This window comes from Bifidobacterium erythrocebi, assembly GCF_012932675.1.
In the GTDB taxonomy this organism is placed as follows: Bacteria; Actinomycetota; Actinomycetes; order Actinomycetales; family Bifidobacteriaceae; genus Bifidobacterium; species Bifidobacterium erythrocebi.
Genome location: NZ_JAAIIF010000006.1, coordinates 44,048 through 65,986, shown reverse-complemented (window position 1 = coordinate 65,986; position 21,939 = coordinate 44,048). Strand labels below are relative to the sequence as shown.

The following is a 21,939-nucleotide window of genomic DNA, read 5'->3' as shown; positions in this document are numbered from 1 at the left end:
TTCGGAAACGAATGGGCCGCACACCGGGCGAACCGGCGTGCGGCTCATTCGTTTCCGGTCTCGGCCGTCAGCCGACTGGCCGGGCCAACCGGGCGCAACAGACCGACTACAGCAGCGTGATATCGCCCACGAGCGTGGCGGAACCGATGAGCTGCACGTCCGTATCGCTCACCTCGATGCGCAGCGTGCCGCCGCGCACGGTGATCGTCCAATGGTCGATGCCGGTTTTGGCGCGCAGCGTGACGGCCGTGGCGCACAGGCCTGTGCCGCACGACAGCGTCTCGCCGCAGCCGCGCTCGTTCACGCGCATCGTCGCCCAGCCTTCGTTCGCGTCGGCGTCCTTGCGGTCGACGCGCACGAACTCCACGTTCTGATCGGATTCCAGCACGGGCGCGACCACCGGCTTGGTCACCAGATCAAGATGCTCCACGGCTGGCAGCGTGGCCTTGCCGTCCTCAAGCACCGCCACGACATGCGGATTGCCCATATCCACGTAGGTGCCGCGCGCGGACCCCTCGGTGCCGGGAATCGTCACTTCGAAGGCGTCCGGTTCCCCGCGCTTCCACGCCCCCATCTGCACGCGGAACACGTTGCAGCCAAGCCCCTCGACATCGCCGAGCGAGGTGAGGATCTTCACGCCGGCACGGGTGCCCAAGCGGAACGCATCGCCCTTCGCATAGCCGCGGTCATAGGCGAACAGCGTAATCGCGCGGGTGCCGTTGCCGCACATCTGCGCCAGGGAGCCGTCGGCATTGCGGTAGTCCATGAACCATTCGGCGCCGGCGGCACGGCATTCGCCCACCTGTTCGGGTGTCAGATCGGACACGTCTTCGGGATGGGCGAGACGAATCACGCCGTCGCCGCCGATGCCGAAGTGGCGGTCGTCGAGGAAGCGCACCTCGTCGGCGGTCGGTTCGAACGTGCCTTCGGGGTCGGCGTATACGACGAAATCGTTGCCGGTGGCATGCGTTTTGGTCACTTGCTGCGGAATACTCATGCGCCCCACCCTACCCGCCGCCATGCTCAACATCACGACCAGACGGCATGATGCCGATACGCGCGGCCGATGGCGCGAAACCCGCACACCGCGGCGAGTAGGCTAGAAGCAGTCTGACGAACGGAAGGATCGCATATGAGCTCAACGGCACCAATCGGCGTATTCGATTCCGGTCTCGGCGGCATCTCGGTGGTCCGCCAGATCGCGCGGGACATGCCCGACGAGCGGGTACTGTATTTCGGGGATTCCGCGCATGCGCCGTACGGCACCAAAACCCCCGAGCAGGTGCGCGAACTGAGTTTCGGCATTGTGGAACAATTCGTGAAACAGGGCGTGAAGGCCGTCGTCATCGCCTGCAATACCGCCACCTCGGCCGCCGCCAATGCGCTGCGCGACACGTACGACATTCCGATCATCGGTATGGAACCGGCGCTTAAGGTCGCCTGCGACCGTGGGCATGGGCACCGCCAGCGCGTCATCGTCGCCGCCACCCCGCTCACCCTGCGCGAACGCAAATTCGCCATGCTTATGGACCGGTTCAAGGCCGATCACACGATCTTCCCCGAACCTTGCCCGGGACTGGTGGAAATCGTCGAACACGGCCAGCTCGACGACCACGACATCGTAATGAACACATTGCACGAATACTTCGGCAAATACGACCTGCCGACCATCGACTCCGTGGTGCTCGGCTGCACGCATTTCGTGTTCTACCGCGATTACTTCCGCGAGCTGCTGCCCGATAGCGCCGCGATCATCGACGGCAACGAGGGCACCGTGCGTCACCTGCACGTGGTGCTGGAATCCCTGGGCAAGCTTGCGCCGGAAGGCGCGCAGGGCGGTGTGACGCTCGCCAATTCGGATACGTCGCCGCGCACGAGCGAACTGGCCGAGTACCTGCTGCACCGCGACTGAACCGCAATCATCCCTGCGAAAGGGCCAATGACCAACCCCGCAATCAGGCACGTAATCGGAGATGCAGCCGCGCAATGCCATCCAAGGCTTACGCCACACACGAAAATGTCCACCAAAGCGGCATAAGCTTCAAGGCAGCTACGACATACGCCATGAACAGGAAGGGAGATCTATGGCACACAAGACCGCGATGATCGATGTTGGCGGCGGATTCCGCGCGATTTTCGGCGCGGGCGTGATGGACCGCATGCTGGAGGACGACATTGTGGTGGACCACTGCTACGGCGTCTCAGCCGGCAGCGCGAACATGGTCTCCTATATCTCCGGCCAGCACGGGCGCACCCACAAGTTCTACACCGAGTATGCGTTCCGCAAGGAATACGCGAGCCTCGACAGCTATATCAAGAACCACAACTACGCCAACCTCGACTACGTGTACAGCACGCTGAGCAACCACGACGGCGAATACCCCGTCGACTATGAGGCGTTCGAAGCGAGCCCGACCGGCTTCACCGTGATCGCCTGCAATGCCGAGGACGGCTCGACCAAGTATTTCGACAAGTCGGATGTGAGCTACGACAATTTCGACATCATGAAGGCATCCTCCGCCGTGCCGGTGGCATGCGAACCGTACGTGATCGACGGTGTGCCGTATTACGACGGCGGCATCGCCGATCCGGTTCCGGTGCAGAAGGCGCTGGATGACGGCTACGACCGTGTGGTGGTGATTCTGACGCGTCTGAAGGATGTGCTGCGCGAGCAGAAGAAGGACATCGGCCCGGCCGCCATTCTCAAGCGCACCCATCCGGCTGCTGCCGAACGTCTGCTGAACCGCTACCAGACGTACAACGACGAGGTGGCGCTGGCCAAGGAGTACGAAAAGGACGGGCGCGTGCTGATCCTCGCGCCGGAAAGCCTGTACGGCCTCAATACGCTGAGCAAATCCTATGAGGGGCTGGAGCGTATGTACCGCGCGGGCTACGCGGCGGCCGAGGCGATTCCGGAGTTCCTGAACAGCTGATTCGTCTTCGAACGGACGAAACCGGTTGATACGACGGGCAACGGCGACAGCCAACAACAACGGCCGGATCAAGGCAATGGCCGGCAGCCGACAGCATGAAAGGCGATGCGATGGATCGACTGAACCCACAGACCCTGGTGACGCTGTGGACCATCGAACGACTCGGCTCGTTCTCCGCCGCCGCACGCGAGATGGGCTGGTCGCAGCCCGCCATCAGCCAGCAGATCAGAAAATGCGAGAACGAACTTGGCACCGCCTTGGTGCGGCGCACCTCGCATGGCGTGGAGCTCACGCCGGCGGGCAGGATCCTGGCCCACCACGGGCAGCTCATCGAGAATCGTCTCGCCCAGGCCGGCAGGGATCTTGAGGAGTACCGGCGCAACGGTTCCACGCATATTCGGCTCGTCGCTCCCCCGTCGGTGTGCTCGTCGTTCGTGGCGCGCGTGCTGGTGCATATCAGCAAGTCGACGGATATCCGCGTCAGCCTGATGCAGATGGAGCCTCCCGAGGCCATAGACGCCCTGCACCAGGGGTTGGCGGATTGCGCGATCACGTTCCGCTACAATTCGCTACCCGCCGTGGACGATGCGGATCTGGACGCGGAATGTTTCGGCATCGATCCGCTGATGTTGCTGGTCGGTGCTTCCAGTGCCATCGCCAGGACGTACGAACGTACGCATGAGCCGGTGAGCCTGCGCGAGGCATGCGACGAATCATGGATCGCCGGATGCGAGACCTGCCAGGCGAATCTGGTCTCGCTGGCCAAGGCGGCCGGGTTCTCCCCGAACATCACGCATTCGACCGACGATTACTGGGCCACGCAGAATCTGGTCGAAGTGGGCATGGGCGTGTCCATCGTCTCCAGGCTGGCGACCATGGCGAATCTGAGGGACGACCTCGTGGCCTGCCCCATCAGGGACACCAATGCGTTCCGGCAGGTCTGCTTCGTCGCGCGGCAGGGTGACGAACGCCCCGCCATCGCACGCGTGCGGCAGGAAATCGGCAAGGCATCCAAGCAGTATCTGGAACCGAGTCCCATGCCGGCCCACTGAATGTGACGGCACACCATAGATCGACCTTCACGATCACCGATTTGCATATATCATTCCGCTTTTTTTCACACCAAAACACCCTGTGATATAAGCAAAGTTCATAGCAACCCAATAAATCGGCGGAGGAACACCCTCGTCTCCCCAGCACCGATCGCGCATGCTGGTGGTATGAACACTTGCAGCACCATGCCGACCGAATCGGCCACCATTACCCAGACCGCACCAGCCACACCGCACGAGCCGGCGAGCGCGTCCGGTTTCGATGCGGAGGCCATCGACCGCACTTCCGCCGCCGACCTGGCCGCCATCGGCGGTGACAAGTGGACCCGCTACCCCGGCTGCATCGGCGCATTCATCGCCGAAATGGACTACGGTCTGGCACCCTGCATCCAGCGTGCCATCGACAGCGCCTGCGACCATTGCAAGCTCGGCTATATCCCCGACCCATGGAAGCGCCGTGTGGCCGAGGCCTGCGCCAAGTGGCAGAGAGAACATTACGGCTGGGACGTGAGCCCGGATATCATCCGACCGGTTCCCGATGTGCTGGAAGCCTATGAGATCTTCCTGCGTGAGATCGTCGGCGCGGGCAATGAGGTGATCGTGCCGACGCCGGCCTACATGCCGTTCCTGAGCGTGCCGCGCCTGTACAACATCGACGTGATCGAAGTCGACATGCTGGCAGACGGCGACGAGTGGACATTCGATTTCGATGCCATCGAACAGGCGTTCCGCAACGGATGCAGGGCGTTCGTGCTATGCAATCCCCACAATCCGATCGGCAAGGTGCTCACGGTGGATGAGGAGCGAAGGATCTCCGACCTGGCCGCCAAGTACGGCGCGCGCATCTTCTCCGACGAGATCCATGCGCCCTTCGTGTTCGACGGATTCAGACACGTCCCCTTCGCCACCATCAGCGATCAGGCGGCCATGCAGTCCATGACCGCGACCAGCGCCTCGAAGTCCTTCAACATTCCCGGCACGAAATGCGCGCAGGTGCTGCTCACCAATCCGGACGATCTGGCCATGTGGATGGATCGCGCCGAATGGAGCGAGCACCAGACCGCGACCATCGGCGCCATCGCCACCACCACCGCCTACAACGAGGGCGACCCGTGGTTCCAGGATGCATTGCGGTATGTGAAGCGCAATTTCGCGCTGGTCGATGAGGAGATGAACGGTCGATTCGCCGAGGTCGGGTATGTGCGGCCGCAGGGCACGTATATCGCCTGGCTTGATTTCAAGCCGCTCGGCATCGAGGACCCGGCCGCATACTTCCTCGACCGGGCGAAGGTGGCGCTGACCGACGGCAGGGAATGCGGCAAGGTCGGCCAGGGGTGCGTGCGTATGAACTTCGCCATGCCGTACCCGCTGCTGCGCGACTGCTTCGACCGGATGTACACGGCGATGCATGAGGACGGACTGCTGTAATCGGTCGATCTGCCGAGCAGCTGACCAACCGATCGGCTGCGATACGCGCACGCCGCTTCAGACTGTAGAAAATCTGCCGAAGCCCCGCCGGACCATATGATCCGACGGGGCTTATTGCGTTTCGTGCCACGAAACCATGGTTTGGTGCCATCCGCACGAAGCGCCATTTTCCGCGAAAATACAATGATTCCACACATGGACGCCATGATCCGGCGCACCACATCGCGATCGCGCACGAATCGAAGCGTCACCCGCTACCGTTCTCGAAGGTGGAATCATGTCGCAACCACGCATATCTCGCAATGCAGGCAGCATCGGCCGAATATATCCGGCCATCGCGGCCATTCTGACGTTGGTGTTGGGCGCAATCGCCATCCCCTCCGACGCGCACGCCGAAGGAACGTCCGTATCGGCCACGAACTACGCCGAACTTCGATCGGCCATGCAGGACCCAGCAGTCGGCACGGTCAGCGTTACCGGCCCTGTGGCGTTCACGGGCACCATCGCCGTGAACGGTGCCAAGACGATCATCGCCGATCAGGATGCGGGCGGGGCGGTCTCCCATGACGACGATACCGACGACTTCCCGCTGTTCCAGGTCGGCAACGGAGCAACACTGACGGTCGGAACCGCCAACGACAAGCACACGCTCGACTACTCCGATCAGGCCAACGGACGCTTCGCCACCGTTGCCAAAGGCGGTACGCTGACCATCACCAACGGCACCTTCAGCAACAACGCCAACACATCCGGCGACGCCGCGATCGCCCTGGTGGAAGCGGGAGGCACGCTGAGTGTGAACGGCGGCGAATTCACCGGCAACACCAGCTCGGCCGGCAGCCCCAACACCGGAGGAGGCGCGATCCACTCGTCCGGAACCGTGACCGTGAACGGCGGAACCTTCAGCGGCAATACGACGGGCAGGAACAACGAATCCAACCTCGGCTACCACGGCGGCGGAGCGATATGGAGCGACGGCACCCTGACCATCAACGGCGGCGAATTCACCGGCAATATCAGTCAGGCACAGCATTACTGGGCGAGCGGCAAACTGCCGACCGGAGGCGGGGCGATATGGGCCACCCGCAGCCTGACCGTGAACGGCGGGACCTTCAGCGGCAACTGGCAGAAGGACGGCAACAGCACGTTGTACGGCACCGGCGGCGGGGCGATCTACTTCGGCGACGGCACGAAAGGCACCGACGCCAACGGCACCCTCACCATCAACGGCGGCACGTTCACCGGCAACCGTTCCATGCAGGACGGAGGCGCGATCTTCATGACCTGGAACACGACCGGGCATTTCCGCAACGGCACATTCGCCGGCAACTGGAGCAACCGTCTGGGAGGCGCCGTCTACACGGAAGAGGACAGCATAAGCTACATCAACAATGCGGCCATGTTCGGCAATATGGCAGGGCATTTCGGCGGCGGCCTGTGGCTGTGCCCATCCGGCCAGGGCATGACCAGCGAGCATGGCGGCATAGCGCTGTTCGACAACATCGCGAATCAGACGTACGACAGGGCCGAGGACGGCACCAACACCAGTCGCTTCCCCACCGACAAGCAGGACGGCAAGACCTACACCAACACCGCAACGTCCTACCGCTATGGATCGGCAGGCGACGATTTCTCCATCATGTACCCGAACAAATCCGGTTCGACCCAATCGTCGTTCGAACTGACCGGCAGTCTGTTCACCGGCGAGCGCACCACATGGTATGAGGACGGCGAGCCCTCCTCAAGCGCGAACGGGTTCCTCTACGATGCGGGAAGCCTTTCGGTCAATAGCGCCAAGCGGTACGCTGATGGCGACGCGCCGCGATCGAATCAGAACGAAACCCTCAAGCCGGGCGATGCCGGGCATGGCTACGGCCTGAAATCCATTCCCGATGCCGCCGCGAAGGACCGGGCGAAAGCCGAGGCGGATCTGACGTTCACCGGCAATCAGGCAAGACTGTCCGGAGGCGCGTTCGGCAGCAACGGCATCGTCAGGTTCGTGCATCTCGGCGCGGCCGGCTGGAAGAAGGCCGATGCCGACGGCACTCTGCTGGCCGGTTCGGCGTGGCGGATCAACGGTCCCGGCCCATACGACCCCGCCGGAACCATACCCTCATGCGCCGTCGACGAACAGGGCGATGCGCAGGCGAGCACGAACGCATGGTGCAGGCTTGCCGATGGCAGCGCCACCGCGATCGTCGAGGACAACGGAGGGCTCGACCGCTCCCCCGCCGATGGCGTGTTTCTGCTTCGCGATCTGACGGCCGGCACGTACACGCTTGTCGAGACGCGGGCACCGGAGAACCACCGCATATCCCATAAGACCTATCGGCTGACCGTTGACGACCAGGGCGGCCAGGAGCTTGCCGTTGTCGACGGCGGCGAAGCGGGCACCGGGCGGATCGATGGCAATACGATCGTCAATGACCTGTATGGCAGCGTCTCCTGGAGCAAGGTGGATGCGGATGATGCAACAGAACTGCTCAACGGTTCCTCGTGGCAGTTGCAGGATGCCGACGGCACCAAGCTCGCCGACATCACGGACTGTGTGGATGCCGCGCAATGCGCGCCGACGGACGACGATTCGCAGGCCGATCTGCGCGACAGCGATCCGGTTCCCGGCAAGTTCGCCCTGCACTATCTTTCCGCCGGCACGTATCGGCTTGTCGAGACGAAGGCGCCGCACGGCTACGAGAAGTCGGAAATGACGTACACCTTCACCATCGACGCCGCCCATCACGCCGACGTCTCCATACTCGGCGGCAACGGCACGGCAATCGAGAACAACGCCCTGCCGAACCGACGTTCCACCGGCTCCATGGTCTGGCACAAGATCGACGCCGGCGGCGAAGGCCGATTGTCCGGTTCCGAATGGCAACTCGTGCGGGTCAAGGACCGGAGGGGCGATGACATCGCCGAGAACCAGCGCAAGCCCGTTACGGTGACCGATTGCATCGTCGACGGCAAGGACGCCATCTGCAGCAAGGATTCGAGCGACCGGGACCCGTCCGCCGGCGGTTTCAAGGTCGAGGGACTCGACTGGGGCACCTACCGTCTGACGGAAACCAAAGCGCCGCACGGTTACGAACTGCCCGATGGGAAGACGACGTTCTACACCTTCGAGATCGGCAAGTCGAATTTCACCGAAAACGGTTTCACTATGCCGAAACTGCACCAAGGCGACAACGCCGGCAACACCGTCAACGGCAACGACATCACGAACACGCCGATCCGCGTAAGCGTATTGCCCATCACCGGCGGCACCGGCAGCAGCGCACGCACGTCACTGCCCTATGCGGCCCTCGCCCTTTCGGCAGCGACCGTCATCATCGCCGCAGCCATAGCAATAGGCCGACGCCTGCGCGCCCGCTGACACCACACACTTCTCGTTCCATGCCCGCCCATCACCGGAGGCACGGCACGAGCGATAACCACCTACCAAACCCAAACCCACCTATCCACCAAATCCAGGAAAGGAACCATCATGCACACCAGAACACTGTTCGCCGGCCTCATCGCGGCCGCCATGACCCTGACCGGCCTGGCCGCAGGCACGGCAACCGCCTCGGCCGCGGACACCACGGGAACCGAACCCGCCGGCACCGAGACCATCACGCTGAACGCAGCCTCCAGCGGCGCGGTCAAAGGCCACACCTACCGCATCGTGCAAGTCGCCGGCTACGAACACCAGACCTATGACGAGGACGGCAACCTGACCTCGCTAAGCGTCGTCACCGAACCGGGAGACGTGCTGACCGGTACCACGCAGGCCCTGAGCGACACCCTCGGCGACGCGGGCGCATGGAACACCGGCGACTACAAGGACAACCCCATGGGCTACATCGCCTCGGAAAGCGAGCTGTTCAGCTCCTCCACGGCCGCACCCTGGAGTGGCAACCTGCGCACCTTCCTGAGCAAGCTAGCCGCCAACAGCGACTTTCAGAAGGTTGCTGGCACGACATTCACCGCGGATACGGAGCCTTATACGATTACTGGCCTGGCTGCGGGCCTGTACGTCATCACTGATGTGACCGCGGCCGACGCCTACGGGGACGGAGACGACAAGGCCGACCAGAAGCATACGAATTCGATCCCCATGCTGGTGGCCACCAAGTCCGAGGGCAAGACGTTCAAGGAATCGGCGGCACCACTCGGCGAGATCGTGGTGAAGAACCAGTCCACGACGATCGACAAGGTCATCGTCAAGAACGGAAAGGAATACACCGGCACCGAAGAGAAGATCGGTGACAGGGTGACCTTCCGTCTCACCAGCACGGTGCCGGTGACCACCGGGTACAGCAACGACCGGGACCACCCGTACCTCTTCACGATGACCGACACGATGAGCAAAGGCCTGAGCGACCCGAAGGTCGAATCCGTCACCATCGGCGGCAAAGCACTCGCCGCGGCTGCGGACGGCACCGAAGCAAACGCCGGACAGTACCAGCTCACCACGCAGCCCAATGTCGCGTACGACGCCGCCGATACCGAGTCGAAGGCCACCAAGCTGACCTTCGACCTGTCCGAAGCGGTGTACGAGGCAGGCCAGAACGCCACGTCGCCGAAGGCCGGCGATGAGATCGTCATCACCTACACCGCCCTGCTCAACAAGGACGCCGTCCATGCCAACACCGACAACGGTTTCTCAGGCAATCCCAACAAGGTCACGCTGAGCTATTCGCATGATCCCGCCAGCAACGAGACGCATGAGGTGCCCGGCCCGGAGGTCAAGGTCTATACCTTCGACTTCGGGTTCACCAAGGTGAAGGCCGACGGCGAGACCTCGCTCGACGGGGCGAAGTTCACCATCAGCAAGGACGGCGCGTACCTCAGGTTCGACAAGGGCACTGGCCTGTGGAGCACAACCAGCAGTGAGCACAAGTTCGCCGGAAACGGAGGCAGGTTCGATTTCGCCGGGCTTGGCGAGGGCACCTACCGGATCGACGAAACCGATGTTCCGACCGGCTACTTGACCAATATGAAGGCGAGCTTCACCGTGACCATCACCGCCACGGACAAAGACGACAAGGGCAACCTGAAGAGCGGCAAGTACACCGTCAGCGTCACCCAGGGCGCTCTCGGCCTGGTCAGTGCTTCAGACAACGGGACCGCCTCGCCCACGGTGAGGGTGAAGAACATCACGTCCATCACCCAACTGCCCATGACCGGTGCCGCCGGAACCACGCTGTTCACCGTACTTGCGGTATTGGTGATCGGCGCCGGGCTGGCCATCGCGATCAAGGTGCGTCATGCCCGCAAACGCCTTGGATAGCCCCTCCTTCGAGGAGATTCTTGACGTAAGCGAAGCCAAACGCAGGCGGAACATGCTCCGCATTGCGTTTGGCTTCCTTACCATGCTGGCCGTGCTGCTGGTAGGCGTCGGACTGGTCATCGGCGCCTACCCGCTGGTCATGCAATGGCGGTCGGCCGAAACGCTTGCGGACCAATCCCGGCAGGCCGACGCGACGATCCACAGCTGGTCGTACCCGCAGGCCGATAACCAATTACGCGACGCCAGGGCGTACAACACGCGTCTCGCAACCTCCGGGCAGCATGTTCTCGGACAGGCCATCGACCCGTTCCTGCTTGCCAATGGAGCCGGTGCCGGCGGAACGAACGGAACAACGATGGACAGCGAAACAAGCGCAGACAATGACTCGCAAACGAAAGAGGCCAGGGACACGACCTATCACAGGCTGCTGGATGCCGGCAACGGCGTGATGGGATCGGTCGAAGTGCCGAAGGTCGGCATCGACCTGCCGATTTACCACGGCACGTCGGACGCCTCGCTCGAAGCGGGTGCAGGGCACCTGTACGGCACGTCGCTGCCGGTTGGCGGCACGAACAGTCACAGCGTGATCACCGGGCATCGCGGACTGGTCGAATCCTCGATGTTCACCAGGCTGGATGAGATGCGGAAGGGCGACTTCATGTATCTAAAAGTCATGGGCACCACGCTCGCGTACCGCGTCGACCGTATCAGCGTCATTGCACCGGACGATTCCTCGCTGCTGAAAATCCAACCGAAAGAGGACCGTCTCACGCTCATGACCTGCACACCGTACGGCATCAACACGCAACGACTGCTGATATCCGGCACCCGTGTCGGCATGCCGGATCCGGCACCGAAGCCGGAAGACGTTCGCGACTGGAAAACCTGGGGAGCCGGAGTCAGCACCGGCATGATCGCCGCCGGCCTGCCCGCCATGTATGTGCTGCAACGATCACGCCATGGAACATGGCAGCGCATGCGTCACGCCGTTTGCAATACTTCTCGTTGACCGCCGGCCGATTGGCGATTAGCGGGAAGTATTGCAAGAGAACAGGCATCATAAGCAAGAGGCCGCATCCGTTTTCGCTGATTCCGTAGGTGGTTCGGCGGTTCCGTAGGTGGCTCGGCGGTTCCGTAGGTGGTTGACCGAAGTACTGCCGTCACAGAATGGCCCGAATACAGCCATTGCGTTCGGCGGTTTCCAACCCAACCATCTACGGAACGCAAAAACCACCTACGGAATACGCCTTCTCACAGGTCCAAGGCATATTAGATGCAGATCGGGGCACACCATCGAGTGCGCATACAAAAGGTGCGATTCGGCAGAACTGAACCGCACCTTCACCTATTGCCTGCCCACATATTGCCACCACATTGCAGGCCCACAACCACACAGACCTGAATGGTGGCTTCGAGCAGCTTACTTGCCCGCTTCCATGGCCGCGATCACCTGATCGCGCATCTCATTGAAGCCGCCCGGCGTGGAGGCCGGCAGCACAACCGTCTTCGTGTTCTGCGAGGAGGCGAGATTGCGCATGGTGTCGAGGTACTGGTTGAACAGCACCACGTTGTTCACGTCGTTCACGTTCATGCCCACGGCCTGCAGGCTCTTGATCTGGTCAACAATACCGTTGGCGATCTCGCGGCGATAGTTCGCCTGGCCCTCGCCCTGCAGACGGGTCTTCTCCGCCTCGGCGGCGGCCTGCGTCTCGATCTGGATGCGCTGGGCCTCGGCACGCTGACGGGTGGCTTCCTTCTCACGCTGCGCGGCGTTGATGGAATCCATGGCACTCTTGACCTGCGGGCTCGGATCGATGGCGGTGATCAGGGTCTTGACCACGGTGAAGCCGAAGCGCGACATCTCATTGCCGACGGTCTTCTGCACGTCGAATGCGACATCGTCCTTGCGAGAGAAGGCGTCGTCCAGGGTGAGAGCCGGGATGGCTGAACGCAGCGCGTCCTCCATGTAGGAGCGCAGCTGGCCTGCCGGATCGCGAAGCTCATAGTAGGCGGTGGCCACGTTGCTCGGATCCACGCGGAACTGCGTGGAGGCCACGACGGTGACGAACACGTTGTCGAGCGTCTTGGTCTCCAGCTGCACGTTGAGCTGGTTCACGCGCATGTTCGTCTTCATGGCGATGCGGTCTACGAACGGGATGCGGATGTGGATGCCTGCGAACTGAACGGTATGGAATTTGCCGAATCGTTCGATGATGTAGGCCTGCTGCTGCGGCACGATGAACAACGTGGACAGAAACAGCGCGGCGATGATGACAACAATGACAAGAAGTGTGAGCAAAAAGCCCATGTCCTCTCCCTTTCTTTGCAAAAAGCGTGCGCCGCAACCATTGCGACACACGCTTTTAGCGTATCAGAGAAGCGATCGGAACCGATACGGGTGCCCGGGAGCTGGGCAGCGGGGGTTTGCGAAGTGGAACGCCCATAACAGATAGGTTCCCAATCCTATAACGATGGAATCAATCACCTTGATTCCACGCGCCGGCAATGGAATCGACCGTTTCGGTGAATGCCGGGGCACCCCACGGCTGCTCATATGTCCCATCAGCCTTGGCAATCAGCCCGATAGCACGCTTCTCCTCTTCGGAGACCAGTCCTTCGGTCCGGTATATGCGCTTGGCGAATGCCCACAAATGCGGATAATCGACAATGGCCGCATCCGGTGCCGGGAACGCGGAGCGATACCCGATATCAAAGGTAAGCAGCACACCGAAAAGATGCAGGTCAGCATCAGTGAGCGCATCACCAAGCAGATACGGACTGCGAGACAACACGTCATCCAGCCAACCCAGACGCGCATAGAATACACGCCGCAACGCGGCATGGGTCTGTGCACCGTGAAGAAAATCACGTTTACTCAGTTCCTGGGGAGACCTTGCATTCTGGGCGGCGGCATACACAATGGAGAACAGTCCATAGACCAGATCCCTGTCGATAATATCGTCCAGCGCATCGATACGATCACGCAGCCGATCAGGATACAGCACGGCATCGGATCCCGACCACTGCTCAATCAACCGGCTCAAGCCATGCCAATCATCATCAAGAAGACGGTCTTCGCCATTCGACAACCGCACGTCGGGAAGAATCTTGGCAACGCCATGCCACGTCGAATCGCTCAGATGATCGATGTGAGGCTCGATTCCTTGGAAATGTGCGATACGGTACGCCAGCAATGACGACCATGCTCGCGGATCCAATGGCGAATACTGCAGTTTCAGATTCCCATCGGGACTATACACGCCTTTCTCCGTAACGGTAGGAGTCGAAGAAACGAAGAATCCCAACGAATCCACTGCACCATTCGGTAGAATGCGCGCCTTGTCGCTCCCGTCCAATTGCAGTGCCCCCCTATGCTCACCCATGATTTCATCCTGTTCTATCGGTCGTAGTTTGTATGGTCTGCACAACGGCAAAAGACTATGTGACGCCCCGTGCCCTTATTCGTCAGAAGCGACTATGCGTCTTCCGCGTAAAGCTTGGGTTTTGCTTTCAATATTCGGTTCTCGTGAAGCTCAGCAGACGCTGCCCTCTGTCCACGATAATGGTTTCCCAATCGGGGCGACGATGGAATCCGCACGCATAATACAGCTGGTGCGCATGAGTCATCTGCGGACTGGAATGCAGTTCCACTGTCTTGTACCCGTATGCACGAGATACTGCGAGCGCATGCCGGACAAGCGCCTTGCCCAAACCGTGCCCACGTCCTGCGGTTCCCACCCCAAGCACGTTGAACGTGTAGTTCTCCTCATGATAGAACTCCGGCTTAGGCGTCAGCACGGCAGCCACAATGACCCCATCTGCATTCACGATTACCCAGACATCCGAGGTTTTCGCACGCTCGGCAATGCGGTGCAGTCCGCGCTCGTATTCCTCGGTGACCCAGCAGCCATTGGTGAACGCTTCGGCAAGAACGTTGCCCACCGTGCCATATTCGCTGGGCTCGGCCAACCTCAGTTCAAAACCGCCCTGTAGCTTCGCATGCAGCAGTTCTTTGGGAAGAGAACTCATGACAGGAACACCTTTCCGTCGATGACAGGGCGGGTGCGTCGCACTGCAATAGTGGCAACGCACCCGCCTTCGAGAACAATCAGGCCTTGTAGTAGTTGGCGTAAGCGCCGAACTGCCACAGCTCGTAGGAGCCGCCGACACCGGGGCCGGAATACAGCGGAGAACCGCTCAGGTTCTCACGGCCAGCCGGTTCCAGCCACTTCTCGTAGACGGACTTGCGATAATCCTTGACGCTCTGCGGGGTCGGGCCGGCCTCGGAGAACGGGTCACGGGAATAGTTGCCGTTCTCGTCCGGCACGTAGCCCAGATCGAACAGTTCCGGCTCATCGATGAAGCCCGGCGTCTGGAACAGATCGCGTGCGTAGGCCCACAGATTCGGGTAATCCCACACGTGCACGATTTCGTCCTCATCGGCGTGCAGGCTTTCCAGGAAGCCACGACGATAACCGAATTCGTAGGATTCCAGGGTCTGGAACAGACGAACGTCACTATCGGTGAAGTTCGGGCCGAACAGGTAGCGACGGGACGCGAGACGGAAGTCGTAATCGGCCAGGCGCGCCTTGAAGATGGTGTAGGCGGCACGGGCGGCACCGATGGAATTGGCGAAGTTCACCTTGTAGGTGCCATTGTTGATGTCATCGAACAGCTGCTGGTTCAGCAGGTCGATTTCCTGACGCAGCTCCTGCGGATACAGGTCGGGAGCGCCCTGCTTGTGGAATGGAGCCCATGCGGTTTCCAGATCGTTGCTCAGGATGTGGTAGTTGTTGGTCACGACCTTGCCGGTCTCCAAATCGATGACGGTCGGAGAGGTACCACGGCCTTGGAAGTTCGGGTCGGTGGCACGGTAGAAGTCGTTAAGACGGTCATAGCCAAACAGCTCAGCAACGCTGCCCGGGGTCTTGGTCAGTTTCCAGCCGTTTTCATCACGGCCGTAAATCACTTCGGGAACAAATGCCTTCTCCAGTCCAAGGAGTCGGATCACGATGCGCTGACGACGATTCCAGCCGCATCCAAGAGCACCAAGAATATGGTAGCGGCCCGCTTCCACGGGAGCTTGGCCGGGCTTGTTGCCGAATCGGACGGTGAACGCATTGCGCTGGCGACGGAACGCACCGTCAGGAGTCTGTTCAACGGTGGTCTCTTCAACCGGGCGCTCACGGCCCTGCGGATCCTTGGGCCAGCGATGTGCGCGAACACCACACGCATTGGATGCCGGAGCGGAAAGCCTGACTGCATTTTCCTTAAGTTCAAGTGTCATGATGAATACCCCTTATGCGATTGAGATACAAAAACCTATTCCCGCTGACGCCAACCTCGTCTTGGGCTAATTCATGATTATGCTCACCATCAATTGCGACACAGCGGCTTCTTTATACGGTTTTGCGTGCCCCGAGCATAAGGATTTCTTATTATCGAAAAAAGTAATGGCCAGTCCTTACAAACACGGCAAACGTGGCCCCTACAAACACCAGTGGCCCGTCCCTCAGCACGAGGGACGGGCCACTGAAGCCAAAACAACTCACCAGTTTTGCAAGCGCGCTCGCTGCAGTCGCTCGAAGCGACGGGCCAGAACGCTGTCCGTAGGATCATGATCGCCGGTCTTCTCATCCCGACCGTGGTATTCGGGTACAACGTCCGGCTGGAAGTTCCTGCCGCGGATGACGATGCGACGTTTGCGCTCCAACGATTTCAAATCGTCAAGCGGATTACCATCCACAACCAGCAGGTCGGCCTCATACTGCGGAGCAAGCACACCGGTAATGCCGGCCAATCCGATTGCAGCCGCCGCTCGCGACGTGGCCGCAATGAGAATCTCCGACCGGGGAATCCCCGCCTCTTCAAGCTGATACAAGCCGAAAAGGTATGCCTCCGGCGGAATTACCGCGCCGATGTCATGCCCCGTCACGATCTTCACGCCTTGTTCGTAAAGGTCACGTGCACGTGGCGCAATGGTTTCGCCCGGCACAGGCGGGTACGACGGCGGGGCGGCGACATCCACGTAGATGCCTTTCCTTGCTATTTCCCTGGCAAGTTCGGGCTCGAACTTGGTCGTACCGTCATCACTGATGAACGTGCCGTGGGCGATGTAATCGACGCCAGCTTCCACCGCACGTCGAATACCCTGGGTCCCATGCGCATGCACCGCGACGCGATGACCAAGCCGATGCGCTTCCGACACAAGAGCAGTCAGCTCCTCCACCGTGAATTGGGCTTTCCATTGAGCAGTACCTGGAGTGAAGAAACCTCCGGTGGCACCGACTTTGATTACATCAACACCGGCCTTATGATGCTCACGCACCGCATGGCGAATGTCGTCAATGGAATCCACTTCGCTGCCGCTTCGCCAATCATGGCCGCCCGTGGTGGTGATCATCGGGCCTGCCGCCACGATGCGCGGACCTTCCGCCAGTCCTTGATCGATCGCTTCGCGGAGCGCGACATCAGTGTAGAACGCCGATCCCAGCGACTGCGCCGAAGTCACGCCGACCGAAGCCAGCCTGCGTGCCCAGAACAGCGAGTGCAGCGCATTCCAGCCCTGCTCATGTAGTTCGGGCGCAGAGACGTTCGGCTTCGATCCCGGGCGAGCGCCAAAATGCGCATGCGTCTCGACAAGTCCTGGAAGCACCGTGGATTCCGGATACGCTTCACGGCTCCATGAAGCATACCGTTCAGGAAGATCGCTCAGCCTGCCTACCCATTCGATGGTTTTTCCGTTGATGGCAAGTGCCGCGTTATGGAGAACCTCATCAGGCCGTCCGGTAATCACCGTTCCGGCAGAAATCACTCGTTTATGCGGCTGATCCTGGCCGGGAACGGCGATATAGCTGCTGCCGCCGGTCATTGTCACTGTTCCTTCCAGACGGTGCTGGAGCTGAAGAGATGGCCTGCAACCTTGCTGGTCACGAATCCATGGACGGACTTGGAAGCGGCCCAGTTGTCACGCGGAATATACAGCGGCAGCACGTACGCCTGATCGTTGATCACATAATCCTGCAGCTTGTCGTAAGCGGCCTGACGGTCCTTCTTGGTCTTGGCACTCTGGCCCTGCTGGATAAGATCCACAGCCTTCTGATCATTCTTGAGGAACACACGGTTCGGTTCGGACTTCCACAGGTATACGGAATCAACGGAAGTCGAAATATCAAGACCGCTCATGGAGTTGTCGAAGGCATCGTTGGTGTTCTTCTCCCAAGTCTCGGTTACAGTTCCCAGATCACGTGCCTTGAACGTGAATTCGATGCCGACGTTCTTCTTAAGCTCCGAAGAGATGGCCTGATTCAACACGTCACGGGAATCGCGCACATACGGGGCATCTGAATACAGGGAAATGGACAGACGCTCGCCCTTGGCGTTCACTCGATAGCCCTTGGAATCGCGCTTCTTCCAACCAGATTCATCGAGCAGCTTGTTCGCCTTGTCCTTATCGAAGGTAATGCCCTTGAACGCCTTGTTGTAGAACACGCTGGCAGGTGAGAACGACTGATCGGCATAGGTTCCGGTGCCGTAATAGACGCTCTTGACAATCGCCTTATAATCGGCGCCCAGCTGGAAGGCCTTGCGTACGTTCACATCGTTGAACGGTGCCTTGGTTGTATTGAAGTACAGGGAATACGCGGTGCCGGAGTTCAGTACCTGGTAATAATCGAACTTGCCATTGGACTTGATCTGATTGATGTCCTGAGAGGGAACGCCGTTGATGATGTCCACCTGTCCAGAAGTCAAAGCGCCGGTTCGCGTGGAAGCCTCAGGCAGGAAGCGGAACACCAGCTCCTTCGCATACGGCAGGGATTCCTTGCTCTTGAGCTGCTTGCTCAATGCCTGCGGAGCCCACTTGTAATCGCTGCGAGCTTCTAGCGTCAATTGGCTGCCCTGCTTGTATTCCTTGATGGTGTATGGACCGGTCAATGCAACGGACTTGCCGCCGGCGGCCAGTTCCTTGGAATCCTTCAAAGATTTCGGAGAAATAGGCGCGGTGCTGAGATCGGAAAGCGCTGCGAGGAATCCGGGGTAGACCTGCTTCAGCGTGAATTCCACCGTGTAGTCACCGGTCTTCTTCCAAGAGCCGAGATACTGCTGCCAGGTTGCCGGGTGAGAATTGTTCTTGGAGGCGTAATAGTCGAAATTCGCGATTACCGCGTCGGCATCAAGCTTCTCGCCATCGGAGAACGTGACATCCTGGCGCAGCGTCAGGTCAATCGTCTTCTGATCGTCGCTCTGCTTATATCCAGTAGCCAGCCACGGCTGGTAGCTTCCATCGTCGGCCAGGTAAAGGTAGGAGTCGGTCAGGTTACGCAGAATCGGTGTAGAGGAATCTTGCCCATTTGTCTGAGGATTCAGAGTTTCGGGCTCCTTCTCGATACCCCACGTAATGGTCTGTCCCTTGACCGGGGTTCCGGAATTGGCGGAGGATGAGGTCGAAGCGGTGCTGCTGCCGCCGCAGGCGGACAGCGAAAGACCAGCTGCAAGCACCGCAGCTACGGCTATGGTCCGGAATGTACGTTTTGCCATGGTTAGATTCCTTACTGGATTCGAATCGGAATGATCAACGAAATGATCGGATTTGTATGGTTATGATTGCGAGCCCATACGGGTTGGTCATACGAGCTTCAGGAATAAAAAGATTCAGCGGTCGGGCACGCCATCGATATAGCATCACCCTCATTCATGAGTGTCAACGCCGCTCAGCGCGGCATTCGTTCCTCCGCTGGGATTGTCGGCAGCGCCGCGATCAGGCGCTTGGTATATGGATGAGACGGCTTGTTGAACACCTGGTCTGGATCGCCGCTTTCCACGATGTGCCCGTCCTTCATCACAATGACCTGATCGGCGATGTGATGCACAACGCCCAAATCGTGAGAGATGAACACGATGCCGACCTGCGTCTTGGCCTGAATATCGGCCAACAAGTCAAGAATCTGCGCCTGAATCGACACATCCAACGCCGATACGGCCTCGTCGGCGACCAGCACGGCCGGATTCACCGCCAGAGCTCGCGCAATGGCCACACGCTGACGCTGACCGCCAGACAGACGCTTCGGCGAATAATCCGCATATTCCCTTGGCAGCTGAACCAAGTCCAGGGATTCATCGACCTTGCGACGAATCTCGTCCTTCGTGTACTTCTTCTGCACCTTCAGCGGCTCCGCGATGATCTTGGATACGCTGTAGCGCGGGTCAAACGAAGAAATCGGATCCTGCGAAACCACTTGAATCTTCTGCCTGCGCGAACGACGCTGGCGTTCGGGAATCGGAGACCATGCTTCGCCTTCCAAAGTCACCGTACCCTCATTCGGCTCAACCAGCCCTGCGAGGATTTTGGCCAGCGTGCTCTTGCCCGATCCGGACTCCCCCACAATGCCAAGCGTCTCTCCACGGTACAGATCCACACCGGCGTCCTGCACTGCGGTCACGGTACCACCGTGATGACTGTGATACGTCTTGCCGATATGTTCCGCATGAAGCAGATTCTGGTCGTAATCAATGGTCTTCTGCGGCAGCGGCTCATGCTTGATGCTGGACAGCCTACGCCCACGGGAGCGTGCAGACGGGACAGCGGCAAGCAGAAGCTTCGTGTATTCCTGCTGAGGATGATGCAGAATCTGCTCAGAACTTCCTTCCTCCACAAGTTCACCGTTCTTCATCACCAGAATACGATCGCAGACACTGGCCACCACGGCAAGATCGTGGGATACCAGAATCAGTGCGTTTCCATCTTCCTTACGGCTTTTCAGAAGATTCAGCACCTGCGCCTGCACTGTCACATCCAGTGCAGTGGTCGGCTCATCGGCGATGATCAGCGACGGATTGTCGGCGACGGCACCTGCGATGAGCGCACGCTGGCGAAGACCGCCGGAAAGCTCATGCGGATACTGATTCTGACGAATCTGTGGCTGCGGAATGCCGACTTCATCGAGCAGCTCGACAACCTTTTCCGCGCTTTCCTTCTTGTCCACCTTGCCATGGGCGTTCAACGCCTCATCGACCTGGTATCCGATGGTTTTCAACGGGTCAAGTGACGTCAGGGCATCCTGCAGCACAAAGCCGATACGGCTGCCACGGATCTTTCGCCAATCCTTGTCCTTGTAACTGAGTGTGGATTCGCCGAACAGGTCGAACTCCTCGGCCTGCACATGCTCATCATCGGCATAAAGGCCCAAGAGCGTACGAACTGTAACGGATTTGCCCGAACCGGATTCCCCTACAAGACCCACGGCCTCACCGCGGCGAATGGTGAAGGAGACGTTCTTCACAACATGGTGAAGGGATTCCCCCTCGCCGAAATCGACATTCAGGCCACGCACCTGCGCAATGACATCGTTCTGCGCCATGTCAGTCCCTTCCCTCGAATGACTTCTGCCAGGCCTGGCCGATGACGGTGAACGAAATGACCGTCAGCACCAGCACCACACCCGGAATGATGCCGGACCACCATGCGACGCCCAGGTAATTGCGGGAATCGGCGATGATCGTACCCCATTCAGGGGTCGGCGGCTGCGGGCCGACGCCGAGGAAGCTCAGGCCGGAGACGCCGATGATCGCTTCACCCACGCTCATGGTGACCATGTAGGGAATCACGCCCAACGAGTTCGGCAGCACATGACGCACCAGAATCGTGAAACGGCTCAGGCCAAAGGTCTTGCTCTGCTGCACATAATCCGACAGGATGATCTTCTTCGTTTCGGCGCGGATCAGACGCGTAAGACCGGGGATACTACCAATGCCCAATGCCAGAATCAGGTTCTGGATACCCGATCCGGTCAATCCCACGATCACCAGTGCAAGCAGAATCGAGGGGAAGGACGACAGCACATCGATCACGCGCATGACGACATTATCCACGAACGAAGAACGCGAAGCACCAGCCAATGTGCCCAGGATAACCGCAAACACCAGCGCGAAGACCGTCACGGCAAGACCGATGCCGACCGAATACCTTGCACCGTACACAATGCGGGAGAACAGGTCACGACCCAGATAATCGGTGCCGGCCAGATGCGCCGCGGACGGCGCCTGGTTGACGGACAGCAGGTCGTTTTCGACGGGATCGAATTTGGTGAACAGCTGTGGAACCGCGACCATCAGCAGAACAACCACCAGATAGGCGGACGCAAACACCACGCTCGGTCGCCAACGCTTCACCGTAGCCACAAGCGCCTGCACCTTACCGGTAAATACTCCGGCAACCGCGGCATGACCTTTTACGGCTTCTGCATCCTGCACGATA

At 60.0% G+C, this 21,939-nt stretch carries 16 protein-coding genes; 7 read left to right on the top strand and 9 right to left on the bottom strand.

Annotation, left to right across the window (positions count from 1 at the left end; genetic code table 11):
* Nucleotides 1-106: 106 nt before the first annotated feature.
* On the bottom strand, nt 107-997 hold the full coding sequence (gene dapF, locus G1C98_RS02125) for a diaminopimelate epimerase (protein ID WP_169078789.1): 891 nt from the start codon (nt 995-997) through the stop codon (nt 107-109).
* Between the two features lie 135 nt (nt 998-1,132).
* Here dapF and murI point away from each other — a divergent pair, with 135 nt between their 5' ends.
* From murI to G1C98_RS02090, 7 genes are all read left to right on the top strand, one after another.
* Complete coding sequence (gene murI / locus G1C98_RS02120) at nt 1,133-1,912, top strand: glutamate racemase (RefSeq protein WP_169078787.1); 780 nt, start codon at nt 1,133-1,135, stop codon at nt 1,910-1,912.
* Between the two features lie 172 nt (nt 1,913-2,084).
* A complete protein-coding gene (locus tag G1C98_RS02115; RefSeq protein ID WP_169078785.1) occupies nt 2,085-2,933 on the top strand; it encodes a patatin-like phospholipase family protein in 849 nt (282 codons plus the stop codon).
* A 110-nt stretch (nt 2,934-3,043) separates the two neighbouring features.
* The gene (locus G1C98_RS02110; RefSeq protein WP_169078783.1) at nt 3,044-3,985 is read left to right on the top strand and encodes a LysR family transcriptional regulator; all 942 of its coding nucleotides are present in this window, start codon (nt 3,044-3,046) and stop codon (nt 3,983-3,985) included.
* A 186-nt stretch (nt 3,986-4,171) separates the two neighbouring features.
* Entirely contained in the window at nt 4,172-5,413 is a 1,242-nt protein-coding gene (locus tag G1C98_RS02105) for a MalY/PatB family protein (protein WP_205831852.1), read from the top strand.
* 277 nt (nt 5,414-5,690) lie between these two features.
* The gene (locus tag G1C98_RS02100; protein ID WP_169078781.1) at nt 5,691-8,786 is read left to right on the top strand and encodes a SpaA isopeptide-forming pilin-related protein; all 3,096 of its coding nucleotides are present in this window, start codon (nt 5,691-5,693) and stop codon (nt 8,784-8,786) included.
* A gap of 111 nt (nt 8,787-8,897) precedes the next feature.
* Entirely contained in the window at nt 8,898-10,685 is a 1,788-nt protein-coding gene (locus G1C98_RS02095; RefSeq protein ID WP_169078780.1) for an isopeptide-forming domain-containing fimbrial protein, read from the top strand.
* Complete coding sequence (locus G1C98_RS02090; RefSeq protein ID WP_169078778.1) at nt 10,663-11,694, top strand: class C sortase; 1,032 nt, start codon at nt 10,663-10,665, stop codon at nt 11,692-11,694. The genes G1C98_RS02095 and G1C98_RS02090 overlap by 23 nt, the downstream gene beginning before the upstream one ends.
* Nucleotides 11,695-12,105: 411 nt before the next feature.
* Here G1C98_RS02090 and G1C98_RS02085 read toward each other — a convergent pair whose 3' ends face one another.
* From G1C98_RS02085 to G1C98_RS09305, 8 genes are all read right to left on the bottom strand, one after another.
* Nucleotides 12,106-12,993: an SPFH domain-containing protein gene (locus tag G1C98_RS02085; protein ID WP_169078776.1), complete on the bottom strand. Its 888-nt coding sequence runs from the start codon at nt 12,991-12,993 to the stop codon at nt 12,106-12,108.
* A gap of 169 nt (nt 12,994-13,162) precedes the next feature.
* Nucleotides 13,163-14,068, bottom strand: a complete 906-nt coding sequence (locus tag G1C98_RS02080) for a glutathione S-transferase family protein (RefSeq protein WP_169078774.1) — start codon at nt 14,066-14,068, stop codon at nt 13,163-13,165.
* Between the two features lie 127 nt (nt 14,069-14,195).
* Nucleotides 14,196-14,714, bottom strand: coding sequence for a GNAT family N-acetyltransferase (locus tag G1C98_RS02075; RefSeq protein ID WP_169078773.1), 519 nt, complete (start codon nt 14,712-14,714; stop codon nt 14,196-14,198).
* A gap of 79 nt (nt 14,715-14,793) precedes the next feature.
* Nucleotides 14,794-15,972, bottom strand: a complete 1,179-nt coding sequence (locus G1C98_RS02070) for a glutathione S-transferase family protein (RefSeq protein ID WP_205831840.1) — start codon at nt 15,970-15,972, stop codon at nt 14,794-14,796.
* A 261-nt stretch (nt 15,973-16,233) separates the two neighbouring features.
* Entirely contained in the window at nt 16,234-17,556 is a 1,323-nt protein-coding gene (locus G1C98_RS02065) for an amidohydrolase family protein (RefSeq protein WP_169078772.1), read from the bottom strand.
* A gap of 2 nt (nt 17,557-17,558) precedes the next feature.
* Nucleotides 17,559-19,223, bottom strand: a complete 1,665-nt coding sequence (locus G1C98_RS02060) for an ABC transporter substrate-binding protein (RefSeq protein WP_169078771.1) — start codon at nt 19,221-19,223, stop codon at nt 17,559-17,561.
* A gap of 173 nt (nt 19,224-19,396) precedes the next feature.
* Complete coding sequence (locus G1C98_RS02055) at nt 19,397-21,043, bottom strand: dipeptide ABC transporter ATP-binding protein (protein WP_169078770.1); 1,647 nt, start codon at nt 21,041-21,043, stop codon at nt 19,397-19,399.
* Nucleotide 21,044: 1 nt separating this feature from the next.
* Nucleotides 21,045-21,863 (bottom strand): ABC transporter permease, encoded by an 819-nt coding sequence (locus tag G1C98_RS09305; RefSeq protein ID WP_205831839.1) that lies wholly within the window; start codon nt 21,861-21,863, stop codon nt 21,045-21,047.
* Between the last annotated feature and the right edge of the window lie 76 nt (nt 21,864-21,939).

Coding starts and splice junctions, on each gene's coding strand:
- dapF (WP_169078789.1), bottom strand. CDS start 997: ATGAGTATTCCGCAGCAAGTGACCAAAACGCATGCCACCGGCAACGAT.
- murI (WP_169078787.1), top strand. CDS start 1,133: ATGAGCTCAACGGCACCAATCGGCGTATTCGATTCCGGTCTCGGCGGC.
- G1C98_RS02115 (WP_169078785.1), top strand. CDS start 2,085: ATGGCACACAAGACCGCGATGATCGATGTTGGCGGCGGATTCCGCGCG.
- G1C98_RS02110 (WP_169078783.1), top strand. CDS start 3,044: ATGGATCGACTGAACCCACAGACCCTGGTGACGCTGTGGACCATCGAA.
- G1C98_RS02105 (WP_205831852.1), top strand. CDS start 4,172: ATGCCGACCGAATCGGCCACCATTACCCAGACCGCACCAGCCACACCG.
- G1C98_RS02100 (WP_169078781.1), top strand. CDS start 5,691: ATGTCGCAACCACGCATATCTCGCAATGCAGGCAGCATCGGCCGAATA.
- G1C98_RS02095 (WP_169078780.1), top strand. CDS start 8,898: ATGCACACCAGAACACTGTTCGCCGGCCTCATCGCGGCCGCCATGACC.
- G1C98_RS02090 (WP_169078778.1), top strand. CDS start 10,663: ATGCCCGCAAACGCCTTGGATAGCCCCTCCTTCGAGGAGATTCTTGAC.
- G1C98_RS02085 (WP_169078776.1), bottom strand. CDS start 12,993: ATGGGCTTTTTGCTCACACTTCTTGTCATTGTTGTCATCATCGCCGCG.
- G1C98_RS02080 (WP_169078774.1), bottom strand. CDS start 14,068: ATGGGTGAGCATAGGGGGGCACTGCAATTGGACGGGAGCGACAAGGCG.
- G1C98_RS02075 (WP_169078773.1), bottom strand. CDS start 14,714: ATGAGTTCTCTTCCCAAAGAACTGCTGCATGCGAAGCTACAGGGCGGT.
- G1C98_RS02070 (WP_205831840.1), bottom strand. CDS start 15,972: ATGACACTTGAACTTAAGGAAAATGCAGTCAGGCTTTCCGCTCCGGCA.
- G1C98_RS02065 (WP_169078772.1), bottom strand. CDS start 17,556: ATGACCGGCGGCAGCAGCTATATCGCCGTTCCCGGCCAGGATCAGCCG.
- G1C98_RS02060 (WP_169078771.1), bottom strand. CDS start 19,223: ATGGCAAAACGTACATTCCGGACCATAGCCGTAGCTGCGGTGCTTGCA.
- G1C98_RS02055 (WP_169078770.1), bottom strand. CDS start 21,043: ATGGCGCAGAACGATGTCATTGCGCAGGTGCGTGGCCTGAATGTCGAT.